General features: G+C 68.9%; 19 protein-coding genes. 9 read left to right on the forward strand and 10 right to left on the reverse strand.

From position 1 onward, the window contains the following. Positions 1-66 precede the first annotated feature (66 nt). On the reverse strand, positions 67-309 hold the full coding sequence (locus Amac_RS54895; protein WP_218041127.1) for an Imm21 family immunity protein: 243 nt from the start codon (positions 307-309) through the stop codon (positions 67-69). A 317-nt stretch (positions 310-626) separates the two neighbouring features. Here Amac_RS54895 and Amac_RS16740 point away from each other — a divergent pair, with 317 nt between their 5' ends. Next, positions 627-2,102, forward strand: coding sequence for an ATP-binding protein (locus tag Amac_RS16740; RefSeq protein WP_155355312.1), 1,476 nt, complete (start codon positions 627-629; stop codon positions 2,100-2,102). A gap of 108 nt (positions 2,103-2,210) precedes the next feature. On the opposite strand, the gene Amac_RS16745 is transcribed toward Amac_RS16740, so the two are convergent. Next, positions 2,211-2,684 (reverse strand): macro domain-containing protein, encoded by a 474-nt coding sequence (locus Amac_RS16745; RefSeq protein WP_155355313.1) that lies wholly within the window; start codon positions 2,682-2,684, stop codon positions 2,211-2,213. A gap of 105 nt (positions 2,685-2,789) precedes the next feature. On the opposite strand from Amac_RS16745, the gene Amac_RS16750 reads away from it, so the two are divergent. Further along, on the forward strand, positions 2,790-3,362 hold the full coding sequence (locus Amac_RS16750; protein ID WP_155355314.1) for a DUF6461 domain-containing protein: 573 nt from the start codon (positions 2,790-2,792) through the stop codon (positions 3,360-3,362). A 17-nt stretch (positions 3,363-3,379) separates the two neighbouring features. On the opposite strand, the gene Amac_RS16755 is transcribed toward Amac_RS16750, so the two are convergent. Beyond that, complete coding sequence (locus Amac_RS16755) at positions 3,380-6,466, reverse strand: DEAD/DEAH box helicase (RefSeq protein WP_155355315.1); 3,087 nt, start codon at positions 6,464-6,466, stop codon at positions 3,380-3,382. 238 nt (positions 6,467-6,704) lie between these two features. On the opposite strand from Amac_RS16755, the gene Amac_RS16760 reads away from it, so the two are divergent. Continuing rightward, the gene (locus tag Amac_RS16760) at positions 6,705-7,106 is read left to right on the forward strand and encodes a hypothetical protein (RefSeq protein WP_155355316.1); all 402 of its coding nucleotides are present in this window, start codon (positions 6,705-6,707) and stop codon (positions 7,104-7,106) included. A gap of 77 nt (positions 7,107-7,183) precedes the next feature. On the opposite strand, the gene Amac_RS16765 is transcribed toward Amac_RS16760, so the two are convergent. Genes Amac_RS16765 through Amac_RS16780 form a run of 4 tightly spaced genes read right to left on the reverse strand, consistent with a single transcriptional unit; the run spans position 7,184 to position 15,700 of the window. After that, positions 7,184-8,608 (reverse strand): TIGR02679 family protein, encoded by a 1,425-nt coding sequence (locus tag Amac_RS16765; protein WP_218041128.1) that lies wholly within the window; start codon positions 8,606-8,608, stop codon positions 7,184-7,186. Positions 8,609-8,622: 14 nt separating this feature from the next. Further along, positions 8,623-12,828 (reverse strand): TIGR02680 family protein, encoded by a 4,206-nt coding sequence (locus Amac_RS16770; protein WP_155355318.1) that lies wholly within the window; start codon positions 12,826-12,828, stop codon positions 8,623-8,625. After that, positions 12,825-14,174 carry a TIGR02678 family protein gene (locus Amac_RS16775; protein WP_155355319.1) on the reverse strand — a complete coding sequence of 450 codons (1,350 nt, stop codon included), beginning with the start codon at positions 14,172-14,174 and terminating at the stop codon, positions 12,825-12,827. Before Amac_RS16775 ends, Amac_RS16770 begins: the two co-directional genes overlap by 4 nt. After that, positions 14,171-15,700: a TIGR02677 family protein gene (locus Amac_RS16780; protein WP_218041129.1), complete on the reverse strand. Its 1,530-nt coding sequence runs from the start codon at positions 15,698-15,700 to the stop codon at positions 14,171-14,173. The genes Amac_RS16775 and Amac_RS16780 overlap by 4 nt, the downstream gene beginning before the upstream one ends. A gap of 294 nt (positions 15,701-15,994) precedes the next feature. Here Amac_RS16780 and Amac_RS16785 point away from each other — a divergent pair, with 294 nt between their 5' ends. Further along, complete coding sequence (locus Amac_RS16785; RefSeq protein WP_155355320.1) at positions 15,995-16,615, forward strand: hypothetical protein; 621 nt, start codon at positions 15,995-15,997, stop codon at positions 16,613-16,615. Positions 16,616-16,684: 69 nt separating this feature from the next. Here the strand turns inward: Amac_RS16785 and Amac_RS16790 are convergent, their stop codons facing one another. Continuing rightward, a complete protein-coding gene (locus tag Amac_RS16790; protein WP_155355321.1) occupies positions 16,685-17,140 on the reverse strand; it encodes a hypothetical protein in 456 nt (151 codons plus the stop codon). Between the two features lie 220 nt (positions 17,141-17,360). Between Amac_RS16790 and Amac_RS16795 the strand changes: the two genes are divergently transcribed. From Amac_RS16795 to Amac_RS16815, 5 genes are all read left to right on the forward strand, one after another. Further along, a complete protein-coding gene (locus tag Amac_RS16795; RefSeq protein ID WP_155355322.1) occupies positions 17,361-19,040 on the forward strand; it encodes a purple acid phosphatase family protein in 1,680 nt (559 codons plus the stop codon). 145 nt (positions 19,041-19,185) lie between these two features. Further along, the gene (locus Amac_RS16800; protein ID WP_155355323.1) at positions 19,186-19,833 is read left to right on the forward strand and encodes a hypothetical protein; all 648 of its coding nucleotides are present in this window, start codon (positions 19,186-19,188) and stop codon (positions 19,831-19,833) included. Next, positions 19,830-20,669, forward strand: a complete 840-nt coding sequence (locus tag Amac_RS16805; protein ID WP_155355324.1) for a nickel/cobalt transporter — start codon at positions 19,830-19,832, stop codon at positions 20,667-20,669. Before Amac_RS16800 ends, Amac_RS16805 begins: the two co-directional genes overlap by 4 nt. 427 nt (positions 20,670-21,096) lie before the next feature. Beyond that, positions 21,097-21,453, forward strand: coding sequence for a nucleotide pyrophosphohydrolase (locus Amac_RS16810; RefSeq protein ID WP_155355325.1), 357 nt, complete (start codon positions 21,097-21,099; stop codon positions 21,451-21,453). 93 nt (positions 21,454-21,546) lie between these two features. Beyond that, positions 21,547-23,412 carry a DUF2075 domain-containing protein gene (locus Amac_RS16815; RefSeq protein WP_246268395.1) on the forward strand — a complete coding sequence of 622 codons (1,866 nt, stop codon included), beginning with the start codon at positions 21,547-21,549 and terminating at the stop codon, positions 23,410-23,412. On the opposite strand, the gene Amac_RS16820 is transcribed toward Amac_RS16815, so the two are convergent. After that, a complete protein-coding gene (locus tag Amac_RS16820) occupies positions 23,393-23,971 on the reverse strand; it encodes a phosphoribosylanthranilate isomerase (RefSeq protein ID WP_155355326.1) in 579 nt (192 codons plus the stop codon). The two genes, Amac_RS16815 and Amac_RS16820, sit on opposite strands and share 20 nt — an antisense overlap. A gap of 15 nt (positions 23,972-23,986) precedes the next feature. Next, positions 23,987-24,445 carry a MarR family winged helix-turn-helix transcriptional regulator gene (locus Amac_RS16825; protein ID WP_155355327.1) on the reverse strand — a complete coding sequence of 153 codons (459 nt, stop codon included), beginning with the start codon at positions 24,443-24,445 and terminating at the stop codon, positions 23,987-23,989.

Raw genomic sequence — 24,445 nt, forward strand, 5'->3', positions numbered from 1 at the left:
CGCCGCCGACTTCGGCCGCAACCCGCACGGCACCGAGTTCGGCGACCACGGCCGCTGCCAGGTCCGCTACTGCAAAGCCAAAAGGGCTCGCCGCCCAAACGCCGCATCTACGGCCCGGAAAAGGAGGCGCTCGGCGTGCTGGCCATCGAGGTCAGCGATCTCGCGCAGCAGGAGACCGTGTTCTGGAAGGAAGGTTGTGCGGGCTGGGTCATCGCCGAGGACGAGCGCCTGCGCTGTCCCGACGTCGATCAGGCCGATGAAGTCGTCAACGGCGCAGGCCCGACCGTAGTCACCCACTTCGTCCGCCAACGACTCCTGGTCCCCACCCGGCCTGGATTTCGCCGCAAGCCTGGGCGCGGGCGTACTGGCCGCCCTCGCCATCACGATGGCCGCACTGCCATTGCCGGACATCTCCACCCGGCACAACGCCGTCCGTTACGAGTGGCAAGAAGCGATGTGATTCCGGTAGCCCGCCGTCGGCGCGGGGCGCACGGGAGTTGACCGCCGGGCCTGAGCGTCGGCGGGTTCGCAGTCCTTGAACTACCCCCTCTGGGGCTGGGGTGGAAGTACAGTTCCGGGAAGCGTACTTCAGTGAGATACGATTCCCTGATAGTTGGGGAAGCATAGTGATCCGGAAGCCCGCGCATGTCTTCGATCGGAGCCGGGAGTGGGAGGGGCTGGTTGGCTTCGTCTCGCATGGGCAATCTGTGGCCACCCTCGGTGTTGTCAGCGGGCGGCGGCGGCAGGGCAAGAGCTTTCTGTTGGAGGCGCTGGCGCGGGAGACGGGCGGGTTTTACTTCGGTGCGACCGAAGCCACTGAGGCGGAATCGCTGCGGATCTTCGCGGAGGCTCTGACGCGGTATACCCGTGAGCCGCTGGAGATTCCGTTCCGGGACTGGAACGACGCGTTTCCTTATCTGTTCCGGCAGTTCCGTGACCGGCCCGTTCCGGTGGTCATCGATGAGTTCCCCTTTCTGTCCAAGGTGTCGCCCTCCCTGCCGTCGATCATCCAGCGGGAACTAAGGCCGGGCGGCAGCGGTCGGCAGAGCACCGCGCGGCTGCTGTTGTGTGGGTCTGCGATGTCGGTGATGGGTGGTCTGCTGGCCGGGCAGGCGCCGCTGCGTGGCCGGGCCGGGTTGGAGCTCGTTGTTCAGCCGTTCTCCTACCGGGACGCGGCCGAATTCTGGGGGCTCACCGATCCGCGCCTTGCCCTGCTCGTTCACATGATCGTCGGCGGCACGCCCGCCTACCGCGAGGAGTTCGTCAGCGGGGACGCTCCGGCGGATCTCGCGGACTTCGATGCCTGGGTTGTCCGGACGGTGCTCAACCGGCAGAGCCCGTTGTTCCGGGAAGCCCGCTATCTGCTGGCGGAGGAGTCTGACATTCGCGACCCCGCCCTCTACCACTCCGTGCTAGCCGCCATCGCGACCGGGAATACGACCAACGGCGGGATCGCGAGCTATATCGGCCGCAGGTCCGATGAGATCTCACACCCGCTCAACGTGCTGGAGAGCTGCGCACTGATCGCCAAAGAACCAGATCTCTTCCGTAACGGCCGGTCCCGGTACCGGATCGTCGAGCCGCTCATCACCTTCTACGAGGCGATCATGCGCCGCCGCTGGACGGAGTTGGAGCGGAACCGGGCCGAGGCCGTTTGGGAGGCCACCCGTCCCACCTTCCTGAAGCAGGTGGCCGGGCCGCACTTCGAAGCCGTGTGCCGGGACTTCGCCGTCGACGCGGACGTGGAACTGTTCGGGGAGCTCCCGGCCGAGGTCGGCTCCGGCGTGGTCAACGACCCAGCCACGCGTACCCAGATCGAGATCGACGTGGTCGTGATGGCGGCCCAGCATCCCAACGAGCCGCGTCGCGTCCTGTCGTTGGGCGAGGCGAAGTGGGGTGAGGTCATGGGACACGGTCCTTTCCAGCGGCTGGCTCGGGCACGCGATCTCCTGGCGGTCAAGGGTTTCGACACCCGGGACACCGTCCTGGCGTGCTACTCCGGAGCCGGATTCACCGAGGAACTCCACGCCGACGCCCGGACTGGCACGGTCCTGATCGGCCTGGACCAGCTCTACGCTGATGGACCACCTCCCGGTCAGTGATCAGGTCGGCGGGAGGCCCATGGTGAAGTGCTGGGCCTTGCCGTCTGGGGCACGTTGTTCGTGGTCATGTATCGGGCTCGAGATGTCCTGGAACCGCAGGATGATGATTTATTCGGCTAAGTCGTAGACGGTGACCGCGATGCCACGTCGTACCAGGCGCTGAATGACGAGCGGTTCGATGCGGTCCCAGGTGCCGCCGGCTAGGCCGCAGCCGATGCGCGGCATGTGCACGCTCGCGTTGTGTTCGACGGCGTGGGTGGTGAGCAGGTCCAGGCAGCTGTCCACGGCCTCGTAGCGGATGGGCGGAGTGGTGTCGGTGCCGTGGATATCGTGCTGGCCGACCATGTTGGCCACCCAGAGATCTTCTCCGACTGAGATCAGTTGGACCCTGCCCAGACCGAAGTCGTTGTGCTGCCGGTCCTGATGCCAGAGCCGGTAGGCGGCCTCCGGTTGCGGCCAGCGCTCGGAGAGGGCCAACACGAAGCCGCGACCCCACCCACCGATGTCATTGCACACATGACAGATGATTTTCGGGCCGTCGCCGGAGGGAGCTGTCGCGTCGCCCGTCACGTAGGAGATCACGCTCGCAGCCTACGAAGGAGCACTGACAGAACTCGGCCTCCGGGTTTTGTCGGAGCCGCCTGGCAGGATCTGTTTCGCTAGCCCCCCACGCTTGAGGAGATGTCGATGAGCAGCGCGATCGCCGAGGACTACGCCTGGTTCGACCAGCATGATTCGGGTCTGGCTGAGGCGTTCTGTGTCACGTTTGTCCGTGGCCTGACTCCGCGGCAGGCCTTCGACCGGCTCGGCGTCACCCCCGATGATGATCCCGATGACGACGGCTTCTATGAGGAGGGAGTGATGGCCGCGAGTGCGGTTGACGGAGGCACCGTCCTTATCGAGTTCAACGGTTTTCAGGGCATTCTCGACTCGGTGACTGGGCCGTTATCGGTGGGGACCGTGACCGCGGCGGTGTTCCGCAACGTCAACCACGACCAGCAGTTCGTCCACGCCGCTGACGGCCGGGTGACGGCCACGTTCGAGCCGGACTACCCCGCCCACGGGGGAGTCGACGAGGACCTGCTCCTGACGCACATGGTCGAACTCGGCATGCCTACCGATGACGTCGATGATGCTGACGACTGGGGCAACCCCATCCACACCGCGTTCGCCCTCGCTGAGCGCGTGACAGGGGTACGGCTGACGCCCGGGGCCATCGACAGTCCTGCTCTCATCGGCTCGATCGCCCATCTGAGCTGAGGGCGCCGTGGACAAGTTCACCCGGCGATAGCGGCGCGGCGGAACAGGTCAGCGGGCATTTCCTCGTCGAGTTGCCAGGTGATGGCCATGGGGCGGTTGCCGCGGTGTTCCACGTAGTGGGCGGTGCCGTGGAAGACGAATGGTTCGGGGTGGCCGTTGTCGTTTTCTGTGCGCTCGCGGGTGAACAGCAGGATGTGGCTGCCATGGCGTTTGTGGGTTTGGTAACGCCGGCCGGTGGTCGAGTCCGCGCTGGTGCGGTTCTGGGATTCCCAGTGGAATAGGGCAGGAGCGAGCGCGTAGTCGCGGTACATGGTTTGGGGAGAGAATTCTTTCTCGTTTTTGTGCAGGGTCACCAGGAGCGCGTCGCATTGGCTGGCGGGGCTCCAGGCGACGCCTTCGCGCATCGTGGCGGGGACCGAGCCGCCCAGGGTGGCCCAGCCGATGGCGGCCAGGATCTCGTCGGCGGAGTAACTGGCGTTGATGGCGAGCGGTACTTGGGCCAGCGATTCTGGCAGGGATTTGGTGACATGGCGCGGGCGTTCGATGCCGAAGGTGAGGACCTCGCGGATCTCCTCGCAGAGGGCGGATTCCGCGCGTAGCCGTACCAGTGCCTCGTCGTAGGTGGTGAAGTCGCCGCCGTCGCGCCAGAAGGAGAAGAAGAGCATGCGGGCGAACGCTTGGTCGACGGGGGAGCAGTCGGCGTAGCTCGGGCCGTCGGGGTGCAGGAGGCGGGCGTAGGTGTCGGCTCGGCGGCGGTCGTCCACGTGGAGGAGGGCTCGGACGCGGCGGCCAAGGGCTTCCTCCATGGGAGAGGCGGCCTGGTCGAGGAGGTTGGCGCGGCGTAGGAGATGGGTCCAGTAGCGGCGGTTGCGATAGAGGTCGCTGATGTCACGCCCGCTTGCTTCGAGATAGCCGATGAGCGACATCTCGGCATATGAGCGGACCTCTTGGGTGATCGTGGTGATCGTGGCGCTGAGATGGAGTTTGAGTTCGGCGAGCAGCCGGTCCTTGGTGACCCGATCCAGCACGATCTGACTGCCAGAGGGCAGCAGCGGGAAATCACCGGCCACCTGCTGTCCGAGGCGGCCACGGGAGAATCCCGTCAATGCCTGGAAACGGCTGGCGAACCGATACTCCTTCCGGTGCTGCCCGACGAAGTCCAGCACCGTGAGGACCTCCTTTTCGGGGGTACGGCGCAGCCCGCGACCGAGCTGCTGCAGGAACACGGTCGCGCTTTCCGTGGGCCGGAGCATGAGCAGGGTGTTCACATCGGGGACGTCGAGACCCTCGTTGAACAGGTCTACCGCGAACAGGAAGACGACCTTTCCGTCGCGCAGGTCCTTCAGCGCCGCCTTGCGCGGGCCGTCGTCGGTGGACGCGTCCACGGCAAGAGAGCGCAGGCCCATCGCGGTGAAGAAATCGGCCATGAAACGCGCATGCCGTACCGACACGCAGAAACCGAGCCCGCGTATCGCGGCGAGGTCGCTGACTTTGTCGCGGAGCGCGTTGAATATCAGCCGGGCGCGGACGTCGTCGCCGGTGAACACGTTTTCCAGGGCGGCGCTGCTGTAGGAGCCGCGTGACCATTTGACGCTGGTGAGGTCGGTCTCGTCGTTGATGCCGAAATAATGGAAGGGACACAGCAGGTCGGCGTCCAGAGCGTCCCAGAGACGGAGTTCTGAGGCGATGCGTTTGTCGAAGAATTCGTCCTGGACCCAGGTGCCGTCCGCGCGTTCGGGGGTCGCGGTGAGGCCGAGCAGTTCTTTGGGCTTGAGGTGGTCGATTATTTGGCGGTAGGTACGGGCGGCGGCGTGGTGGAACTCGTCGATGACCACGACGTCGAAGTGATCGGGCTCGAAGGCCGTGATGCCCTTGCTCGTCAACGACTGGACCGAGGCGAACACATGCCGCCAGTGCTTGGACCGGCTTTCGTCGACATGCAACTCCCCGAAGTCGGGCGCCGCCAGCACCTGCCGGTACGTGCGGAGCGCCTGACCGAGAATCTCGCGACGATGCGCGACGAACAGGAGCGACGGCTGGGGCCCGAGACGTTGCCGCAAAGCGCGGTAGTCGAAAGCGGCGACCACGGTCTTGCCGGTCCCCGTGGCGGCGACCACGAGATTGCGGTGCCGCCCGTGCACGGTCCGTTCGACGTCGAGATCATCCAGCATTTCGAGCTGATGCGAGAACGGGTGGGGCAACAACTCCGGAATATCGAACAGCCGCTGACCGGCCTTCGACCGCGACAGCACCTCATCCAGGCGATCGCCGTCCGCCGAAGGGTCATAGGGCTCGAACTGGGGCCGGTTCCAGTACGAGTCGAAGGTGCCCTCGAATTTGTCCAGCAGCCGGGGAGTCGTCACCGACGACAGCCGGACATTCCACTCCAGCCCATCGAGGAGCGCGGCCCGCGACAGATTTGAGCTGCCCACATACGCGGTGTCGAAGCCGGTACGGCGGCGCAGCAACCACGCCTTGGCGTGCAGGCGGGTGGAATTCTGCTCGTACGTGATCCGGACCTCGGCCCCGAATTCGCGCACCAGCCGATCAAGGGCACGCCGTTCGGTCGCGCCCATATACGTGGTGGTGATGACCCGCAGCGGCACGCCCCGGCGGCGCAACTCGATCAGCGCTCGTTCCAGAATGCGCAGCCCAGACCATTTGACGAACGCGCACAACAAGTCCACCCGGTCGGCACTGGCCAATTCAGTCGCCAGCTCATGGGCCAGATTCGGATCCTCGCGGGCATTGGTGAGCAGCGCCGCTTCGGAAAGCGAGGTCAGCGGACGGGCGGGCGAGGAAGCACCCGGCATGTTCCGCACGACCGACAGCAGCCGCCGCGGCCCTTTCTCGACGACTTCGGGATCGGCGAGCTGACGCAGCAGCCGGTTGGCCAGCTCCACCTGTTCCTCGGGGCTCTTGAGCGCGGCGAACGCCCGAGCAGCAGTGTCGCCGATGAAACGGCCGAGCAGGTGGGCGGTCTCCTCTTTGTCGACCGGAGAGATCTCAACGAGATGACCTGAATCACGCCAGGAATCCGTACGACGAGTGAGCCGACTCGTGAGCAGCGAGTCGTACAAGCCTGGAACAGGTGCCTCGTCCACAGATAACTGCCTCCTCGATCGACGATCAGGGTAATCACATCGCCACAGGCTCGCGATGGCGATTCGTCACCACACGAAGCGGCCCATGGTGTCGAGAAGTCCTCTGAAGCGGAGATTTCTCACCCGTCCGTTGAGGATGTCGCGAAGAACACCCGCGAGCCCCACCGTGGCATGGCACGATAGCCAAGCCCTACTGCCCTCCAGCCCAATCGTGCCGGGAAGTGCGAAGATGGTCATTATGAGTGTGAACCGTCGGGACGAAGCCCTGAACGAGTTGGTCGCTGCGATCAGGGAAATAGTCTTGCCGGACGGGCCCGCGATCCGCCAGGTGTTGGTTGAGCCCTATGTGGACTCGGAGGGCGAGTCGGCGCTCAGAGCGGTGGTCATCACGGACGCGCCCGAGGATGACGGGTGGTCGGCTAGGTTCACGCACGATCTCCGTAAGCGGGTGAATCAGCTCGCGGTGGAACATGGTCTCGACGACTACGTGTATGTCACGCCCCTCACCGAGGAGGACTTCGCGTCCCGGAACGAGCCCGAGGACACGAGCGAAGAGCCCGACACCAGCGCCATAAAAGAAGAGTTCGACATGTTCCTTCTCCTCGCGCTCGGCGGAGAACGGATGATCAAGAACCGCTGAGTGAACGTTCCCGGCTTCCTGCGATGCCCCACGATCAGCCGCGAACGCGGACTGTGGCAGCGTCGTGAGCGGGCGTTTCACACTGGTGGGAGTTTCAGGTCGGTGAGCAGGAAGGGGATGAGGCGTTCCTCCATGACCGCGCGGCCGTGGGAGGTCATCAGGGTGGCGAGTTCGCGGTCCCATGGATCGGGGGCGGGCGGGCCGGTGAGTGGGGTGGATTCGCCCTGCGTCAGGGCCGTCGTGTAGTCGGTGGCGGACATTCGCCAGGGGGTCGCGCCGTAACGGGAGATGGCGCGGCCGACGATGCGCAGGCCGGTCCAGTCGAAGTCCGCGCGCCAGCGTAGGCGGGCGCCCGCGGCGACGGCCGCGTCCAGCAGGCGGTGGCAGGCCATCGAGGGGACGCCCTCGGTGCAGATCAGGGTGGCGGCGCGGGAGCCCAGTTCGGCTGCGGCGGTGCGGAGGACCGCGGGGTTCTCACAGACGAAGATCTCAGCCGCGGCCGGGATCACCGGGGAGACGGCCTGTTGCTGCAGCGTGAGCCGGAAGGGAAGGCCGTGCCGAGCGGCCTCGTCGAGCCAGCCGGAGACGACGCCCGCGGAGCGGGTCTGAAGGTTGAGTACCAGCACCTGGCTGGCCAGGTCGTCGACGATCACCCCTGCGGATTCCCACAGTTCCCGCTGCCCCGCTCTGCTCCCCGGCACGGTGGGCAGACCCGCGCGTGACGCCAGCGCCCGCAGTACGAGCAGCGCCAGCGGAGAGCCGGGAGCCAGCGCCTTGGTATCGCCGGTGGCCCGCTCCGACAACACCGGCAGGGGGACGGCCTGCCCGGGCGCGACTGTGGAGGAGGCGGGTGCTCCCTCGGTCCGGGCACCGGTGGAACGGATGGTTTCTCCGGGTGGGGGATTGGAAGTGGCGGTTTGGGAAGCCGTGGAAGGAATGGTTTGCCCAGGTGTGGCGGTGGGGGAGGTGGGTGCTTCCGTGGTTCGGGAAGCGGGGGGATTCTCAGCGGTACGTGATGTGGGTCGCTCGTCGAGGTTGGGGAGTAGATCGAGGATGCTGGTTGCCCAATTCAGCAGGTGGGCGTCTCCGCGTCGGATCAGGCGGGTTAGCGTGCCGTCTGAGGTGAGGCTGTCCAGCCAGGCTGTGAACCATGGCTCGGCCGTCAAGCTTGATGATTTGGCGGTGGCCAGGAGGTGGTCGCGTTCCAGGTTGAGGGCGGTGCGTTCGGCGGGGCGGTTCTGGAGGGGGCCGCTCAGCCGGGTCAGCGTTTCCCGGAGGCCCATGCCGTAGCGGGCGGTCAGTGCGGCGTCGAGTTGGGGGAGCGGTACCGCGAGTCGTTTGACCGACTCAGGGCGGTATTTGCCGGTGAGGCCGATGATGACGCGGCGTTCGGCCTCTGAGGGGTCGTTCAGCCCGATGGAGCCGGTGTCGCCGCCGCGTTCCAACTTGCGACGGGCGGCGGCGAGCAGTCGGGTCCAGCCTTCGCCACGCAGTTCGTCCATCCCGGCATGGCCCATCAGTCGAGAACGTCAGGAATGGAGAGAACGTCAGGAACGGAGTGGGCGTCAGGAGTGGAGAGGGGGTCGGGAAGGGAGAGGGTGTCGGGTGTGTGCGGGGCTCCGACGGAGGTGAGGACGCGGCGGGTGCCGGGGGAGCCCAGTGCGGTGGCGAGTTCCCCGGCGTCGTCGGCTAGCAGTTCCGAGCCGTCCCACACCAGCAGCAGGGCGCTGACGGTGTGATCGACCGGGGAGTGGGCCAGGTCGTAGTGCGCCGCCGCGGGCACGGACGCGTGGGTGGCCCACAGATCGTAGCCCGTCATGAACAGGTCCAGATCGAACTGCGCGGCCAGCGACAGCAGCTCGCCGCGGCCGGTGTCGTCCACCCCGGCGAAGGCCTCGTCCAGCGCGAGCAGCCGGGGCGCGTCCGCCCGGGCCGAGTTGAGCATCGCGTGGGCGGCGGCGAACAGCGGCAGGTGTAGCGAGACCGACTGCTCGCCGCCGGACAGGCGGCTGTGCCGAGCCCGGGTCAGCCGCTCCTCGGTGCTCCCGGAACCGGCGCCGGGCCGTACCAGCTGGAAGGCGAACTGCCGCCAGCGGCGGTAGTCGAGCACCTCGGCCAGCAGCTCCCGGTAGGGGCGGTCGCGGTGCCGGGCCCTGGCGTTCTTGATCTGGGTGGCGAAGTGGCCGCGCATCCGGCCCAGGTCGTCGGGGCCCAGCCGGGCGGCGTCGCCGTCGAGCAGGGCGCAGACGGCGCGCTGCCCCTCGTCCAGGTTGTCGGCGAGAAGCCAGCTCACCCCGACCGTGGTGCCGGAGGACATGCGGCGCGAGCGCATCTCGGTGTTCATCCGGCGGATCAGGTCGCGGGCGTCGACGGTGCGGTCGTGGATCTGCTGGGCGAGCCGGGTCAGCAGCGCGTCCTCCAGGATGCGCTGCTCGGACTCCGACAGTAAGTCCTGCTGGTCGCGACGGCTCGCGGAGATCTTCGCGGCGAACGCGCCGACGGGCAGCGGCCCTTCCTCGTCGGCGATCCGGACCACGATCACGCCGTCGGCGCCGTCCCATTCGGGGCGGTAGTCCTGGTCGGCGGCGGTGAGCTGGGCTTGCAGGTCGTCCAGGGCCTTGGTCAGGCGGGTGGTGGACTGCTTGAGGGAGATCTCGGTGGGAGTGAGGTCCCTGGTGACCCCCAAGATCGCCTCGTGGACCGCGCGAACCCCGGCGGGCAGTTCGGGACCGAGCCAGTCGGCCTCCTGCGCGGGCCAGACCAGGTCCGGCGGGCAGCGCAGCACGTCGAGCAGTTCCCTCCTGGCGTAGGGGCCCAGCTCGCGGGCGGTCTCCCGCTCCTCGCGCCGCGCCACGGCGAGGGCCTCGCGGGCGGCGTCCAGGCGGGCGCGGGCCCCGGCGGCGGCCGACAGCGCTTCCCGCTCGGCGTTCCGCAGGGCGCCGGTCTCCCGTTCGGCCTCGGTGATCGCCCTCTCGGCCTGCCCCACCTCGGCCAGCACCTGCTCGGCCTCGGCGCCGACCGTCGATTTCAGGGCCGTCAGCTTGGCGGCTTCCTCGGTATGGCGGCGGCGCGCGGCCTGCTCGGTCTCCGCGGCGGCGGCCTCGTCCTCGGCCGCGTCAGTCAGCCGGTCTGTCGCGATCTGCGCCGTCTCGGCCTGCCGGGCAGCCTCTCGCCGCCGCCCGGTCAACGCGCCCGCCGTACGCTCAAAGCGTGGTACGGCAGCCGCCACCTCCTCCACCGTCTCGGGGGAGAGCCCGCGCTCGGCCCCGGTGCGGCGCAGCGCCCGCTCAGCCGCGCCGTACGCGGCCACGGCTTCGTCGTAGCCACGCCGCGCGACGTCGGCGCCGTCCCGGGTGGCGCGCAGCCGTCCCGCCGCCTGTTCGCGAGCGCGTTGGGCGGCGGTGATGGCGCCCGTCATCGGCAGCGTGGAGCGGGCGGCCTCGATCGCGTCCAGCCCGGCCTCGACGTCGGCAGCCTGCCGGTCTAGAGCGGCGAGCAGTTCGACGATCGCGGCCAGGCGGGCATCGCACTCGGCCAGCCTGATGGCGCGGCGGCGAGTCCTGGCGGTCGCGCCGATGTACTCGGCGTGGTCCTTGCGGTGCGCGCCGAGCTGGATGCCCTGGAAGAACCGGCCGCTCTTGGTGATCATCGGGGCGGGGAACGGGTCGTCCAGATTGAGCTCGCCGGAGAACGGCCCGTAGTCCTCGCCGTCTACGATCTGCCAGTCGTCGGGGGTGACGGAAATCGACCGCAGGATCGCGGTGATCCGCTCGGCGGGGACGGCAACGTCGTCCTCGGGCCGGAGCAGGTCGGCCAGCGACTGGTGGAACGGCGGACCTTCGGCGAGATAGACGTCGGAGTCCCCGGCGAGCACCGGCTCGGGCGACGGAGTGACCCAGGCGTCGAGCATCCCGGCTGACTCAAGTGCGGCCTCGATCCCGGCGGCGTCCTCCTCCGAGACCCGGTCGTGGAACCGGACCAGCTGCCACAGCGGTGCTCCCGCCCGGCCTTCCCGCGAGGCGGTGCGGGCGGGATGCGCGGCCGGCGCGTCGTCGCGCTCGGCGGCGATCAGCTGCCGCTCCTCCTCGACGGCGGCCCGCTCCCGCTCGGCCTGCCGCCGCTCCCCGCGCAGCCGCGCCCGCTCCTCCCGCAACTCCTGTACGGCAGGCGCCACCAACTCGGCGAACACCGCGTCCAAGGCCGGGGCGTCCGGCTCGCCCACCTGCTCCAGCGCCTCACCCAGCGCCGCGGGATCGGGCACGACCTCCCGGTGCCAGACCGCCCAACCGGACAGTTCCGCGCGGGCGGCCGCCCTGCTCCGCTCGACCTCGGATTCGGCCGCCGTGGCCTCCGCCTCGGCCGCGGTCACGATCTCCAGGGCTCGGTCCAGCGCCTGCCGGGCCAGGTCACGGGCCTGCTCGGCTCTGCCCATGGCCGCCAGCGCGGCCCGTACGGCCATGACATCGTCGTCTCTGGCGGCGACCCGGGCGCCGACCCGGTCGGTGAAGCCGTCTTCGCCGGCGTCGGCGGGACCCCAGCCGATCCCGGCGGCGGCAGCCGCGTCGGCCAGCTCGGTCGCGGTCCTGGAGACCGCCGCCTCCAATTCGGCCAGGCCGCGCCGTACCGTCTCCAGCTCGGCGGTGGCCCGGGTTCGGGCGGCGGCGCGCCGTGCCAGCTCCGCGCGCGCCGTGGCTTCAGCGTCGGCGCAGGTCCGCACCAGCCGTTCCAGGTCGGCCAGCTGCTGCAGCGCCTCGTACGCCGTGCTCGCCTTGAGCTGTTCCAGCCGGGCCCGCAGCCCGGCCAGCGCGTCCTCGGCCGCGGCCAGCCGACGCTCGGACTCGGCCCGGTCGTGCTCGGCCGTGGCGAGCTGGTCGGCCGCGGTGTCCTGGCCGGTGCGGTGCGCGGTCACGTCGTCGCGGCGGCGGGTCAGGGCGTCGGCCGCCCAGCGTGCGTGGGTTCGCAGGTAGGTGGTGTAGCTGGACAGGAACGCGGCCGTCGCCTCGTCGGCGGCGACCAGGCCCTCCAGCGTCCGCTGCACCGCCTCCATGTCGTCGAACGAGCGCGCCGCCTCGGTCACCAGGTCGTCGTCGATCGGCCGCAGGCCCTCGGTGAGGGTGTCCGACAGCTTGACCGGGTCGAGGTTCTTGGCCAGCTGCGGCCGCCGCAGCGTGAGGATCAGCGTGATCAGCTGCTCGTAGCGCTCCCGGCCCAGGCCGAACAGCCGCTGGTCGATGGCGGCACGGTAGTCCGACGGTGAGCCGAGCAGCGCGTGCTCGCCGAGTTCCCCGGCCAGCTGCTTGCGGGTCATCGGCCGGTCGTCCGCCGTGAGGAGGGAGAAGTCCTCCCCGATCCGGCCATCGGCGACGAAGTGCCAGCGCACCGGGGTGTCGCGGTGCCGCTGGGCGTGCAGGCCGACGCCGACCGTGACGGCCTGCCCGGTGTCCCGGTGCCGGAACTCCAGCCAGACGTAGCCGAGTGCGGTGTCCTGCCCGCGGAAGAGCAGGTTGGACTTCATCGTCCGGTCCTCGGAGGCGAACGGGTTGAGCCGCTTGGGGTCGATCCGGCCGTCCAGCACGAACGGGAACAGCACTTCGAGGGCCTTGGTCTTACCCGAGCCGTTGGGACCGCGCAGGACCAGCCACCCGTTGGCGAACGTGAACTCCTCATCCCGGTAGTCCCACAGGTTGACGATCCCAGCCCGCGTAGGCACGAACCTGCTCATGCATCCTCGAAAAGTGTGGGTTGGGTACGGGATTTCACCTCGGCGGTGACGCCCCGATAGCGGGCCAGCAGCGGCAGCGCGAGCACGCCGCCCTCCACCGTGGCGACCAGCCGGAGCCCGGCCAGCAGCGCCACGGCCTGGCCGAGCAGCCGGTCGGGATCGGCCCGCCACTGCGCCCCGAACGCCGCACCATACTGGCCGACCAGCTCCTTCATAGCCCTACGCAGCCAGGCGTCTGGAAGGAACGGGTAGGTCGCCGGCTCGATCTGCTCCGCGCCGGACGCCGGCACGTCACCCGCCAGCTCCTCCAGCACAGTCCGGTACGGCAACGCCGAGTCGATCCTGGCCGCCGCCTCAGCCAGCCGTTCCGCCGCGGTCGGGACAGGCAGCAGAGCCGGTCTGCTGACCCGATTGTTCGGCCCGCAATACACGGCGATACGCGCGGCCAGCAGCAGCGCCGCCTGCGCGACCGTGCCACCGCCGGGAAAGCGGACATCCGACAGGCGGCCGGAGATGTCGATGATCGCGACGCCCTCGGCACGGCGTTCCACACCCAGGCCGGTCAGCCGCTCCAGATCCTCGGCCAGCGCGGGGGAGCGGAGCTGGCCGCGCAGCGACTCCGCCACGTCCGCGAAGTAGACGACCGGCTGCTCCAGCACCAGCCGCCGCGCCTTGCGGGCCGCCGTCCTGCGCGTGGTCTCCCGCCCTTGCGCGAGACTTGAGTCGCCCTCCAGCAGAGCGGTGACCGAACGCATGTGCTGCAGGACCCGGCTCGGCCGGTAGATCGCGCCGACGATCTCCCTGTCGATGTCGTAAAGCGCCTCGGCACGGTCGGGATTGTTGACCCAGTCGACGGCCGACCCGTCGGCCAGGGCCAGCGCCCCGCGCCGTTCCAGCCAGGCCACCGCGTCGACGAAGGCGTCGCGGTCGGGCTTACGTTCGGTGTCCATGCCGAGACCGTCGATCCTGGTGGCGTCGGCGGCCACGGCGTCGGCCAGCTCGCCGAGCGCGATCTGGGTTCCGGCGCGGCCCAGCGCGGCCAGGGTCAGCATCAGGTAGGCGTAGCGCCTGCGGTCGAACGGCCGGTCGGTACGGGTGAGCGCGGGGCGGGTGGCGTCAAGCTCGTCCTGCACGCGGAGCAGCCGGGCGGTGTCGCCTGTGGTCAGCAGCCGGTAGCCGAGCGTCTCGAACAGGTCGGCGCGCAGCTGCGTGGCCCAGCGCCGGACCAGCGGCAACGCGCTCCGGTCCGGGTAGGCGGCCGTGATCAGCGGGTGGCGCAGCAGCAGCCGCACCGCGCGCTGGTAGTCGGCCAGTTCCAGCGGCCCGACCTCGTGCGCGACCCTCATGACACCTCCAGCCGCACGCCGTCCAGGTGCAGCCGGCCGCGGACGGTCCTGACCACGGTCGATCCCTCGCATGGGCGCAGCGTGAGCCGGACCCCGTGGGCCGAACCGCTCGCCGCGCGCGAGACCGGGACCCGCGCCGTGAGGGCCAGATCGAGCAGGCCGAGCAGGGTCTGGGTTTCCGGCTCGTCCAGCACCCGCTCATACACCCCCTCGGAGGCCAGCGAGGCCGCGGCGGACCGGCGCTGCGCCTGCGCCTTGAGCTGTTCGGCGCGCAGTCGCTGGCGCTGCTCCTCGTTGCGCTGGATCCTGCCAGGACCGTGCAGGCCGGGGGTGCGGCCTGACTGCACCAGGGTGCGCGCGACCCGCACCGGCTCGGCCTCCCACCACGACAGGCGGCTGGGAATCAGCTCGGGATCCTCATACGGCACGGCGACATGCCGGGGCGAACCGAGATCGAAGGTCGCCTGGAACAGCGCGTGCGCGTCGTCCTCGGACGGGCAGGAGGCGAACCACTGGGCCAGGTGCCGCAACTGGCTCTCCCTGCTCACCCCGCCGCGCCTGGCCTCGGTCACCCGGCGCAGCAGCGCGAGCACGCCCGCGATGGCGGTGACGGTCGCGGACTGCAGCCGCTCGGCCTCACTGGCGACGCCGGTGAACCAGTGGTTGAGACCGGCCCAGCGCTGCCGCCAGTCGTCTTCGCGGTCGGCCGCCGAGCGGAACAGCCGCTCGTCGGCGCCGGCCGCGAAGGCGATCAGCCGCTCCACCCCGGTCTCGGCCACCTCCGCCACGGCGGCGGCCAGCATCGGCTGGTAGCGGGCCAGCTCGGCGGTGAACTCCCGCATGTGGGACAGGAGCGTGTCCTTGTGGGTCAGGAACACCTCCGGCCGGGTGTCGTTGGTCCTGGCCAGGTCGCCCAGCATGAGGTAGAAGCGGGCGGCCCGCATCGCCATGTCGGACAGGACCTGGTCCAGCCGGCCGAGCTTGCGGTAGACCTCCTCGCCGTCGCCCATCCGGTTGGCCTCGGCCAGGGCCCTGAGGTCGGCCAGGATGTCGGGGAAGATCAGCCGGGACAGCTGAGCATCCTCCAGGCCCGCGCCCAGCACCTCCTCCACCGCCCGGTAGGCCCGGTATCCCGCCTGGGTGAACTGGTAGATGTAATGGCGGTTGCGGTATTCGGCCAGGTTGGCCGCGCGGGTGCCGTCGTAGCTGCGGTCCAGCAGCCGCCAGTCGGTCAGCGAGTCGAGCAGCGGTTGCACGTCGTCGATCTCGGGGCAGCCCGGATGCTCGGCGCGCAGCGCGGCGAGCAGGTCGCGCGCCTGGGAGGCGTGCAGCAGCACCTGGTAGTTGGCCCGGCCGCGGTCGAAGGCGCGCAGCAGCCACAGGTAGTCGTGCCGCTTCTCGGCCGCGGCGAAGTGGAACAGCCGCATCCGGTCGTCGAGGGTGAACGCGTCGATCCCGAACGCGCCGGACTCGGGCGCATGAGGGGTCACGCCGCCCGTCTCTGGGTCCACCGCTGTCTCGTCCATCTCTTCCAGGATGCAGTAAGCGACCGACAGTTACGCCAAGTCGCCGAGGAGCGTAAGACCCGCATGGCCGAACCCTCGGCTGAGCTGATCATGGTAGTGCTCGTCGCGGCGGATCCGCAGGCATCCGTAGCAGGAGGTCTCCTCGCCGCAATCGCAGGCGCAGCGCCGCCTCTATGTCGGTCTCGTAGCCGTGGGCGTTTCCACAAGGTTGGGGTTATCCACAGAATGGGATTCGGTTGGAGGGAGGCCGGTCGAGTTCCGTCACGCTTGTCCCGCGTCGTGGGAAGGAGCGTCGTGAGCGAGTATTTCAAGGTGGGGGAGCTGCGGGAGCGGGGATGGAGTCCGGCCATGATCCGGGCGGTTCTCGGGTCCCCCGATCGGCTGGCGCCTAATCCGGTGTTCAGAACCATGGCACCGATGCGGCTCTATGAGGTCGAAAGGGTGATCCTTGCCGAAGCGTCGGAGCAGTTCGCCGTGTTGCGGGACAAGGCGGAGCGGAGATCCAGGGCGGCCCTCGCCGTCGCGGAGCGCAGGCGTGGTGAGACGGTCGCGCGGGTGGAGGGCGTGTCCATCGCGGTGCCGGTCGTGGACTGGCATGTCCTGGTTCGCGAAGCGGTCGTGCACCGTAACCGGCGGGATGAGGAACGGTCGTGGCAGCGGCTCGATCATGTCGCCACTCCGGCGCGCGTGGCCGATGTGGATGAGCTGACCTTGCAACGGTGGGTCGTCAACTATCTCCGGCACGAGCTCACCGGCTACGAGGTCGAGGTAGAAGGGCTGTTCGGAAGGGTGGGTCGTGCGGAAGGAACGCGTCTGCTCAGAAGGCGGATCTATGCGGCCATCGCCGGCGCGTACCCCAGGCTGGCGGAGGAGTGCCACCGACAGCTTCAGTCGCGCGAAGGGGAGACGCTGTGACGCGCCTATTGACGTGGCGCACGCTGGGCCGCGCTCGTGCGTGGCTGGCCATGCGCGGATACCGGAGCATCAGGTGAACGACGTCTTCAGCGCTGAGCCGGAGAGCCGCCCGGTGGGGTGGTAGACGGCGCACATCACGTCCCGGTCGCCGTCGGCCCAGGTCTCCGCGGTCGGCATGATCGGATAGAAGTCCAGGTCATCGCGACCGCCACCCCACAGCTCCGCGTAGCGCTCGCCGCAACTCCGCCAGGCGAACGCGGACAGCCCAGCCGGGTCGTACGGCCCGTCGGGCATGTGGGTGAAGCCATACGACTGGTTGTCCGCGCCGTCGGCGCAAGGCGTGTAGAGCACGATCCGCTCCGCCGCCCCCGGTGAGTACGCCGGGTCGCTGAAACACTCGCCACCCTCGATCATCAGGATCCCGGTCGTCTCGGCGGTGATGAAGGTCTCCGTCTTGACCATGGGCGGCACCACGAACAGCGTGCCGAGCGCGACGACGGCCGGGAGCAGCCCCAAACGAGCCATCCGATTCACCCTTTCGCGTTCGCCCGCAATCCGTGGCCGATGGTAGAGGGATCCGGAGGAACACCAGGCCAACTCCGGATGACCACCACATTGACGATCATGAATTCATCTCCCTGACAGGCAAGGTACAGGTGAGCGTCAGTGGTGCCTGGGTGAATTCGCTGGCGTCCACCCCGCACTCGCGGGTGGACGAGTCCATTTCTTGTGGAGAGAACCAGAAGTGAATGAGCCCAGAAAGCCGTGGCCGATCAGGTCCCGGCAGGCGAAGCTCGCGTCGATCGGCGCTGGTGTACTGCTCGTCGGTGGCCTGGCGTTGGCCCCCGCCGCAATCAGTGCGGCGGCGCCTCCCAAGTACCCGGCCGCCGAGGTGCACAAGCCTTCCCCCATTCCCGACCGTCTGATCCTCATCCCCACCAACACCCCGGCCGCCAGCCAGCGCGTGACCTGGCGGGCCGAGGCCACCGCCGAGACCGCCCAGGCCCAGATCCTGGAGGCGCCCCGCGCGCTCGGTGAGGTCGCGCCGGCTGCGGGCGCGGTGACCAACGTCATGGCCATGGCGAGCGTCCCGGTCAACACCACGCTCGGGTACGCCTCGACCTACCACACCGTCGAGTTCGTCGGCCTGAAGCCCAACACCCGCTACACCTACCGCGTCGGTGACGGCACCAACTGGAGTGCGTGGACCGACTTCACCACCGCCGCCGCCGGTTTCCAGCCGTTCTCCTTCATCTACTACGGCGACGCGCAGAACTACATCGACTCCGCGGTCCCGCGCGTGTTCCGCCAGGCGTTCGCCGACCGGCCGCAGGCCAAGGCGATCGTCAACGCGGGCGACCTCATCGACTCCGCCAACAGCGAGGAGCAGTGGGGCCAGTGGTTCCAGGCCGGCGGCTTCATCGACGGCCAGGTCAACAACATCTCGGTCCCCGGCAACCACGAGTACAGCGGCGGCCTGTCCACCTTCTGGCGGCCGCAGTTCCCGTACCCGGACAACGGGCCGGGTAACCCCGAGCTCAAGCAGACCGTCTACAGCGTTGACTACCAGGGCGTACGGTTCATCGGCCTGGACAGCAACCTGCAGAGCAACGCCACGCTGATGGCCGCGCAGACCACCTGGCTGGAGGGTCTGCTGAAGAACAACCCGAACAAGTGGACCGTGGTGACCTTCCACCACCCCGTCTACTCCAACACCGGCACCCGCAACAACCCGGTGGTCCGCGCCCAGTGGGCCCCGCTGTTCGAGAAGTACGGCGTCGACCTGGTGCTGCAGGGCCACGACCACTCCTACGGCCGGGGCAACCTGAAGTCCGCCCGCCAGTCCGCGACCACGCACAACGGCGTCTCGTACGTGGTGTCCGTCTCCGGCGGCAAGATGTACGAGCTCAACGGCGGCGTGAACTGGACCGGCAACGGCGCCGAGGTGATCAGCAGCAGCGAGAACACGCAGCTGTACCAGATGATCGACGTCGACAAGGACCAGCTGCGCTTCGAGGCCCGCTACGCCAACGGCGAGCACCACGACGGCTTCCTGATCCGCAAGAACGACGCGGGTGAGCGCACCGTCACCGAGCTCGTCACCGGCAACACCGGCGAGCAGGTCATCGTGGACAAGACCAGTGTCGAGCCGGGTGAGCAGCTCACCGCCACCGCGTTCGGCTTCGACCCGGCCGAGAAGGTGAAGGTCTACCTCCTCCGTACCAAGGGCACGGCCGCGAACGCCGGCAACGGCGACCGCGACTACGACAGCCGGACCTACGTCGGCACCCAGACCGCCGACGCGCTGGGCAAGCTGAGCTACAGCTTCACGCTGCCGGCCGACCTCAACAAGGACAGCACCTACCGGGTGTACCTGGAGAGCGCCACCCAGAAGATCACCAGCCCGGTGATCACGGTCAAGTAGTAGCCCCACCGGATGCGGGCCCGCCCCGGTACCGGTCCTCCGGGACGGGTACCGGGGCGCGGCCCGCGCCCGCGGGCCGGGCCGGCGTACCGCGCCGGCCCGGCCGCCCCAGGCCGGCCATCCGGCCGGCTCGACAGGAGATCCCGTGACCTTCCGTACCCGTCTGGCGGGCGCGCTGCTCGCCGGGGCGGCGGTGGCCGCCGTGCCGGCGGCGCCGGCCGCCGCTCATCCCTTCGGCCCGCCGTCCACCGCGCGGATCAGCGTCGACGGCTCGCACGTGGCCATCGCCTGGCTGGCCGCCGAGGACGACTGGGTCGCGCTCGGCCGCTCGGTCGGCGCGTTCGGCGATCCGTCCGCGGGCGTCGACACCACGCTGACCGGCGAGCAGAAACTCGCCCGTTCCACCGCCGTGCGCGACTACCTGCTGGCCCGGGTCGGGGTGACCCAGGCCGGGCAGCCCTGCGCGGCCGAACTGGCTCCATTGGAGCGGTTACTCGCCGAGGGCGCCCGGTTCAGCTTCGCCTGCGCGAACCCGGTCGTCGATGTCGACGTCCGGATCGACGCGCTGACCGACCTGCACGAGGCATACCGCACTGTGCTCACCGCCGAGACCCCTGCCACACCTGCGCAAGCGATGCTCACCGCGGCGACCGCCACCCAGCGCCTCCGCTTCGACCCGTCAGCGACGGGCGGCGTCTCCCTCGCCGTGCCCGCCATAGCGCTGGTGGCCGCACTCGGCGCGCTGGCCGCCTTCCTGGTACGGGGCCGACGGCACGCGGGCACTAGCGCATGAACGGCACCACCGACCAGGAGAACTACCTGATCACGCTGTTCGACGGCGCGGGCGCGTTCTGGCTGGCGCTGGCCGTCGCTCTCGGCGTCGGCGCGCTGCACGCGGTCGCACCAGGCCACGGCAAGAGCGTGACGGCGGCATACCTCATCGGCACACACGGCCGCTACCGCGACGCCCTCCGCCTCGGCGTGGTCGTCGCCCTGATGCACACGGTCTCGGTGCTCGCCCTCGCACTGACCTGGGCAGGCCTGACCAGCACCGCCGTCGGCACCAAGGCCGTCACCAGCTGGCTACAGGTGATCGCGGGCGTGGTCGTAATCGGCGTCGGCGCGCATTTGACCTATCGCCACCTCCGCAACCGGAAAACACACGCATACGGCCACGGCCACGGCCACGGCCACGGTCACGGCCATGGCCATGGGCACGCTCACGATGACGGGCATGGTCGCGCTCATGTGAATGGGCACGATCAGGGTCATGAGAATGGGCATGAAGAGCCCGCAGATCCGTGGTCCCGGCGCGGACTTATCGCTCTCGCGCTCTCTGGCGGCCTGGTCCCTTCGCCCTCAGCCTTCATCGTGCTGGTCAGCGGCCTTCTCACCGGCCGCGCGCTCGACGCCGTCGTCCTGGTCCTGGTATTCGGCGCCGGAATGGCGATCACGCTAACCGCCGTCGGGATCGTAACCGTACGCGGGGCCGCGCTGGTGAGCCGCCGCGCCCCGGACCTACGCCTATTGCGCTCGGCCGCAGCCTGGACGCCCGCGCTGGCAGGCGTCGCGGTAGCCATCGGCGGCTGCCTCTACTTGGCCACCGCCGTCACGGCACTGGTCCCGTGATCGCAGTCAGGCCAGGAGCCAAGGAGGCTCGCCATCCAGATCTTGAGGGCACTACAGGCGGCGGAATATCGGCACCAAGCGACGACAATCGCCGCTAAGTCCCCAAACACTCGTGGTCGCGCTCCTGGAGGACTTCCCGCAGGAGCGCGTAACCACTGTTCAGCGATCGACAGTCCAGTTCGCACTGAGCCGGTGCGATGACCGCTTCGGGCCACGGTTCCCCGTGTCCTGGATGCCTTCACGAACGTCGGCACGGTGCCGCTGGTCTTCCTGCGGCATGATCCACCGCATCCTCAGGTTCCCCCGCATGATTTATTCCTTTCGTATTTCCCCTGCGTTAGTTGTACGGCCACCTGGTTGCGCGCCACTTGCACACCGGTTGACACTGCGACTACCAGGCGACGCCGGGAATATAAGGTCACCAAGCATGACTACCGACCTGGAAGAGTTGGCCGTGCGGTTGCGGGAATTCGTGCGGTCGCGGGACTGGGAGCAGTTTCACACGCCCAAGAATCTGGCCATGGCTCTGTCCGGGGAGGCGGGGGAACTGCTTGCCGAGTTCCAATGGCTCACCCCGGCCGAATCCCAGCACCTCGATAGCCCTACCCTCGCCCGCGTACGCGCCGAGCTCGGCGACGTGACGCTCTACCTGATCCGCCTGGCCGACGTCCTCGGCGTGGACCTGATCGAGGCCGCCCACGCCAAGCTGGACGAGAACGCCCGCCGCTACGATCCCGAGCGTTATCGCGGTTCCGCCAGGAAGGCGCCCCCGCTACCCTCGTGATGACCATGTGATGCGGCCCGACGGGCTTCCGCGTAGCACCTGCGGATAGGCCCCCACCCGCACGAGTCTTCTCGTGCTGCCTGGGGGAAGTCCGTGACGGCGTTGCGGCTGTCTGTCGAGAACCTGCTCGCGTCACCGAACGAGGCCGCGCTGGCGGCGGCGATCGCGGAACATTTGCGGATGACCACCGGGCGCGGGCCGTCTCCGGCGGAGGTCAGGTCCTGGCAGCGAAGCCTGCCCGCGCTCGCGCGCGACCTGGCCGACGCGGGCTTGGACAAGGTCGAGATGCTGGTGGAATACAAACTCCCGCTGACCAGCAGGCGCGCCGACGTGGTCCTCGCGGGAGTCCACCCGCGCACGGGCGCGGATTCGTACGTGGTGGTCGAACTGAAGCAGTGGAGCCGCGCCGAGCCGTCCGAACTGGGCGAACACCTGGTCATCGTGGAGGGCGTCCCCGGCGGGGAGAAGCTCAACCCGGCCGAGCAGGTCCGCCGCTACTGCGAATACATGCGTGACTTCCTCGGCGTCTTCAAGGACAGACCGGATGCCCTGCACGGCGCCGCCTACCTGCACAACGCCATGGACCTCGACATCGACGGCCTGGCCGACCAGGTACGCGACGAGCACAGCCGCCTCTTCACCAAACAACGCCGCGGCGACTTCCTGCGCTACCTGGCCGAACGTTTATCCGGAAAATCCGGCGCCGACGCCGCGGACCGCCTGCTGCACAGTGCCGTGGCGCCAAGCAAGCAACTCATGACGTACGCGGCGAAAGAGATCCGCGACCGCGAGCAGTTCACCCTGCTGGACGAGCAGCAGGTCGCGTTCGAGCTGGTGACGCGCGCCGTCACCAGAGCCCGCCGATCCGACACCAAGCAGGTCGTCGTGGTCACCGGCGGCCCCGGCAGCGGCAAGAGCGTCATCGCCCTTTCCCTGCTGGGCGAGTCACACCGGCAAGGCCGCACCGCGCTGTACGCCACCGGCTCCCAGTCCTTCACCCAGACCTTGCGCCGCTACCCCGGCCGCGGCAGCACCCGCATCAAGAACCTGTTCACCTATTTCAACAGCTTCATCGACGCCGAACCCAACAACCTGGAAGTGCTGATCTGCGACGAAGCCCACCGAATTCGCGAGACCTCCACCAACCGCTTCACCCCCGCCGCGAAACGAAACGGCCGCAGCCAACTCGACGAACTCCTGGCCGCCGCGCGCGTCCCCGTCTTCCTGCTCGACCAGCACCAAGTGGTACGCCCCGGCGAAGTCGGCACCGTCGAACGAATCGAGACCGTCGCCAGAGCCAAGGGCTACGACGTGCACCGCGTCTCCCTCGACGAACAGTTCCGCTGCGGCGGCAGCCGGAAGTACGAGCAATGGGTGCTGCGCCTGCTCGGCCTGGCCGACGGCGGACCGGAGATCTGGGACGGCGACGACGACTTCGAGGTACGCCTGGCCGGTTCCCCGCACGAACTGGAAGCCGCCCTCCGCGCCAAGCCCGGCACGGCCAGGATGACCGCCGGATACTGCTGGCCCTGGAGCAACCCGCGCTCCGACGACACCCTCGTCGACGACGTGACCATCGGCGATTGGGCCCGCCCGTGGAACGTCAAGAAGGACCGCGCCGTCGGCGACGCGCCCCCCAGCATGCTGTGGGCGAGCGACCCCGGCGGTTTCGGCCAGGTCGGCTGCGTCTACACGGCCCAAGGTTTCGAGTACGACTGGAACGGCGTCATCCTCGGCCCCGACCTCACCATCCGGGACGGACGCCTGGCCACGGTACGCGAGGCGAACAGGGACCCCGCCTTCAAAAGCCGCCGCTCTGTCCCCGACACCGAGTTCGACCAGCTCGTCCGCAACGTCTACAAGGTCCTCCTGACCAGAGGCATGCGCGGAACGCTGCTCTACGCGGTGGATCCCGATCTCCAGAACCACCTGGCCACGATCATCGACGGGCCTCGGTGACGAACTCGCGGATGAGGTCAGGGTCCTTCCTGCCCTCGCGTTCGACCCCGCTGGACACGTCCACCCCCCACGGCCGCGCTTCGGAGATGGCCCGGGACACATTCCGCGAGTCGAGGCCACCCGCAAGCATCCACTTACCCGAGGGTCGGCCGCGAATGGCCGCCCAGTTCCAGGGCTCGCCGGACCCGGGCTTGGGAGCGTCCACGATCAGCATTTCCTCGTCGAACGCGCCGCACCGCAGATCGGCGTCCGCTGCGACCGCCCGCACCAGGGTGAGACCCTTGAGAGCGATGAAGTCGCTATGCGGGTGATTCCCGTGCAGCTGGACGGCCCGCACTCCCGCCTCAACCGCCACCGCCCGCACGATCTCCGGCGCTTCGCCCGCGAAGACCCCGACCGTGAGCACATGCGGTGGAACCGCCTCCCCAAGAGCCCTGGCCTCGGCCGGAGTGACCCGGCGCTTGCTCGTCGTCAGCACGAAGCCGATCGCGTCGGCGCCCGCTTCGACGGCAGCGGTCACATGGGCGGGTTCCCGCAGGCCACAGATCTTCACGTACACGGCTCAGAACACTAGTCAGTCCGGGGAGCACATGCGTAAGCCGGACATCACCGCTTGAAGGGCGTCGGCGAGGGCGTGGGTCTGGTCGGGGTTGAGGCTGTCGAAGACGAGGCGGCGGACGTCTTCGACGTGTTCTGGGGCGATCTTCTCGACCAGGGAGCGGCCGCTGGGGGTGATCTCGGCGATGGTCACCCGGCCGTCTTCGAGGCAGGGGCGCACGGTGACCAGGCCGCGGTCGCGGAGCTTGTTCATGCGGTGGCTGAGGCGGCTCTGCGACATGTTGAGCATCGAGGCCAGGTCGCTCAGCCGGAAGGGACGTTCGGTGAGGGCGGCGAGCAGGCCGTACTCGATGTGGACGAGGCCGTGGCGGCGCTGGGCGCGTTCGAGTTCGGGCAGCGCGAGCATGGCGAAGGCGAGAAGGCCCTGCCATGCCCGTTGCTCTGTTTCGTCCAGCCATCCGCCCCGTGGTTCCAC

The organism is Acrocarpospora macrocephala (assembly GCF_009687865.1).
Classification (GTDB): Bacteria; Actinomycetota; Actinomycetes; order Streptosporangiales; family Streptosporangiaceae; genus Acrocarpospora; species Acrocarpospora macrocephala.

What these genes read in the sequence shown, in the direction of transcription:
- Amac_RS16790 (WP_155355321.1), bottom strand. Translation starts at nt 17,140, where the DNA reads ATGGCTCGTTTGGGGCTGCTCCCGGCCGTCGTCGCGCTCGGCACGCTG.
- Amac_RS16770 (WP_155355318.1), bottom strand. Translation starts at nt 12,828, where the DNA reads ATGAGCAGGTTCGTGCCTACGCGGGCTGGGATCGTCAACCTGTGGGAC.
- Amac_RS16760 (WP_155355316.1), top strand. Translation starts at nt 6,705, where the DNA reads ATGAGTGTGAACCGTCGGGACGAAGCCCTGAACGAGTTGGTCGCTGCG.
- Amac_RS16805 (WP_155355324.1), top strand. Translation starts at nt 19,830, where the DNA reads ATGAACGGCACCACCGACCAGGAGAACTACCTGATCACGCTGTTCGAC.
- Amac_RS16780 (WP_218041129.1), bottom strand. Translation starts at nt 15,700, where the DNA reads ATGGACGAGACAGCGGTGGACCCAGAGACGGGCGGCGTGACCCCTCAT.
- Amac_RS16810 (WP_155355325.1), top strand. Translation starts at nt 21,097, where the DNA reads ATGACTACCGACCTGGAAGAGTTGGCCGTGCGGTTGCGGGAATTCGTG.
- Amac_RS16750 (WP_155355314.1), top strand. Translation starts at nt 2,790, where the DNA reads ATGAGCAGCGCGATCGCCGAGGACTACGCCTGGTTCGACCAGCATGAT.
- Amac_RS16765 (WP_218041128.1), bottom strand. Translation starts at nt 8,608, where the DNA reads ATGGACGAACTGCGTGGCGAAGGCTGGACCCGACTGCTCGCCGCCGCC.
- Amac_RS16775 (WP_155355319.1), bottom strand. Translation starts at nt 14,174, where the DNA reads ATGAGGGTCGCGCACGAGGTCGGGCCGCTGGAACTGGCCGACTACCAG.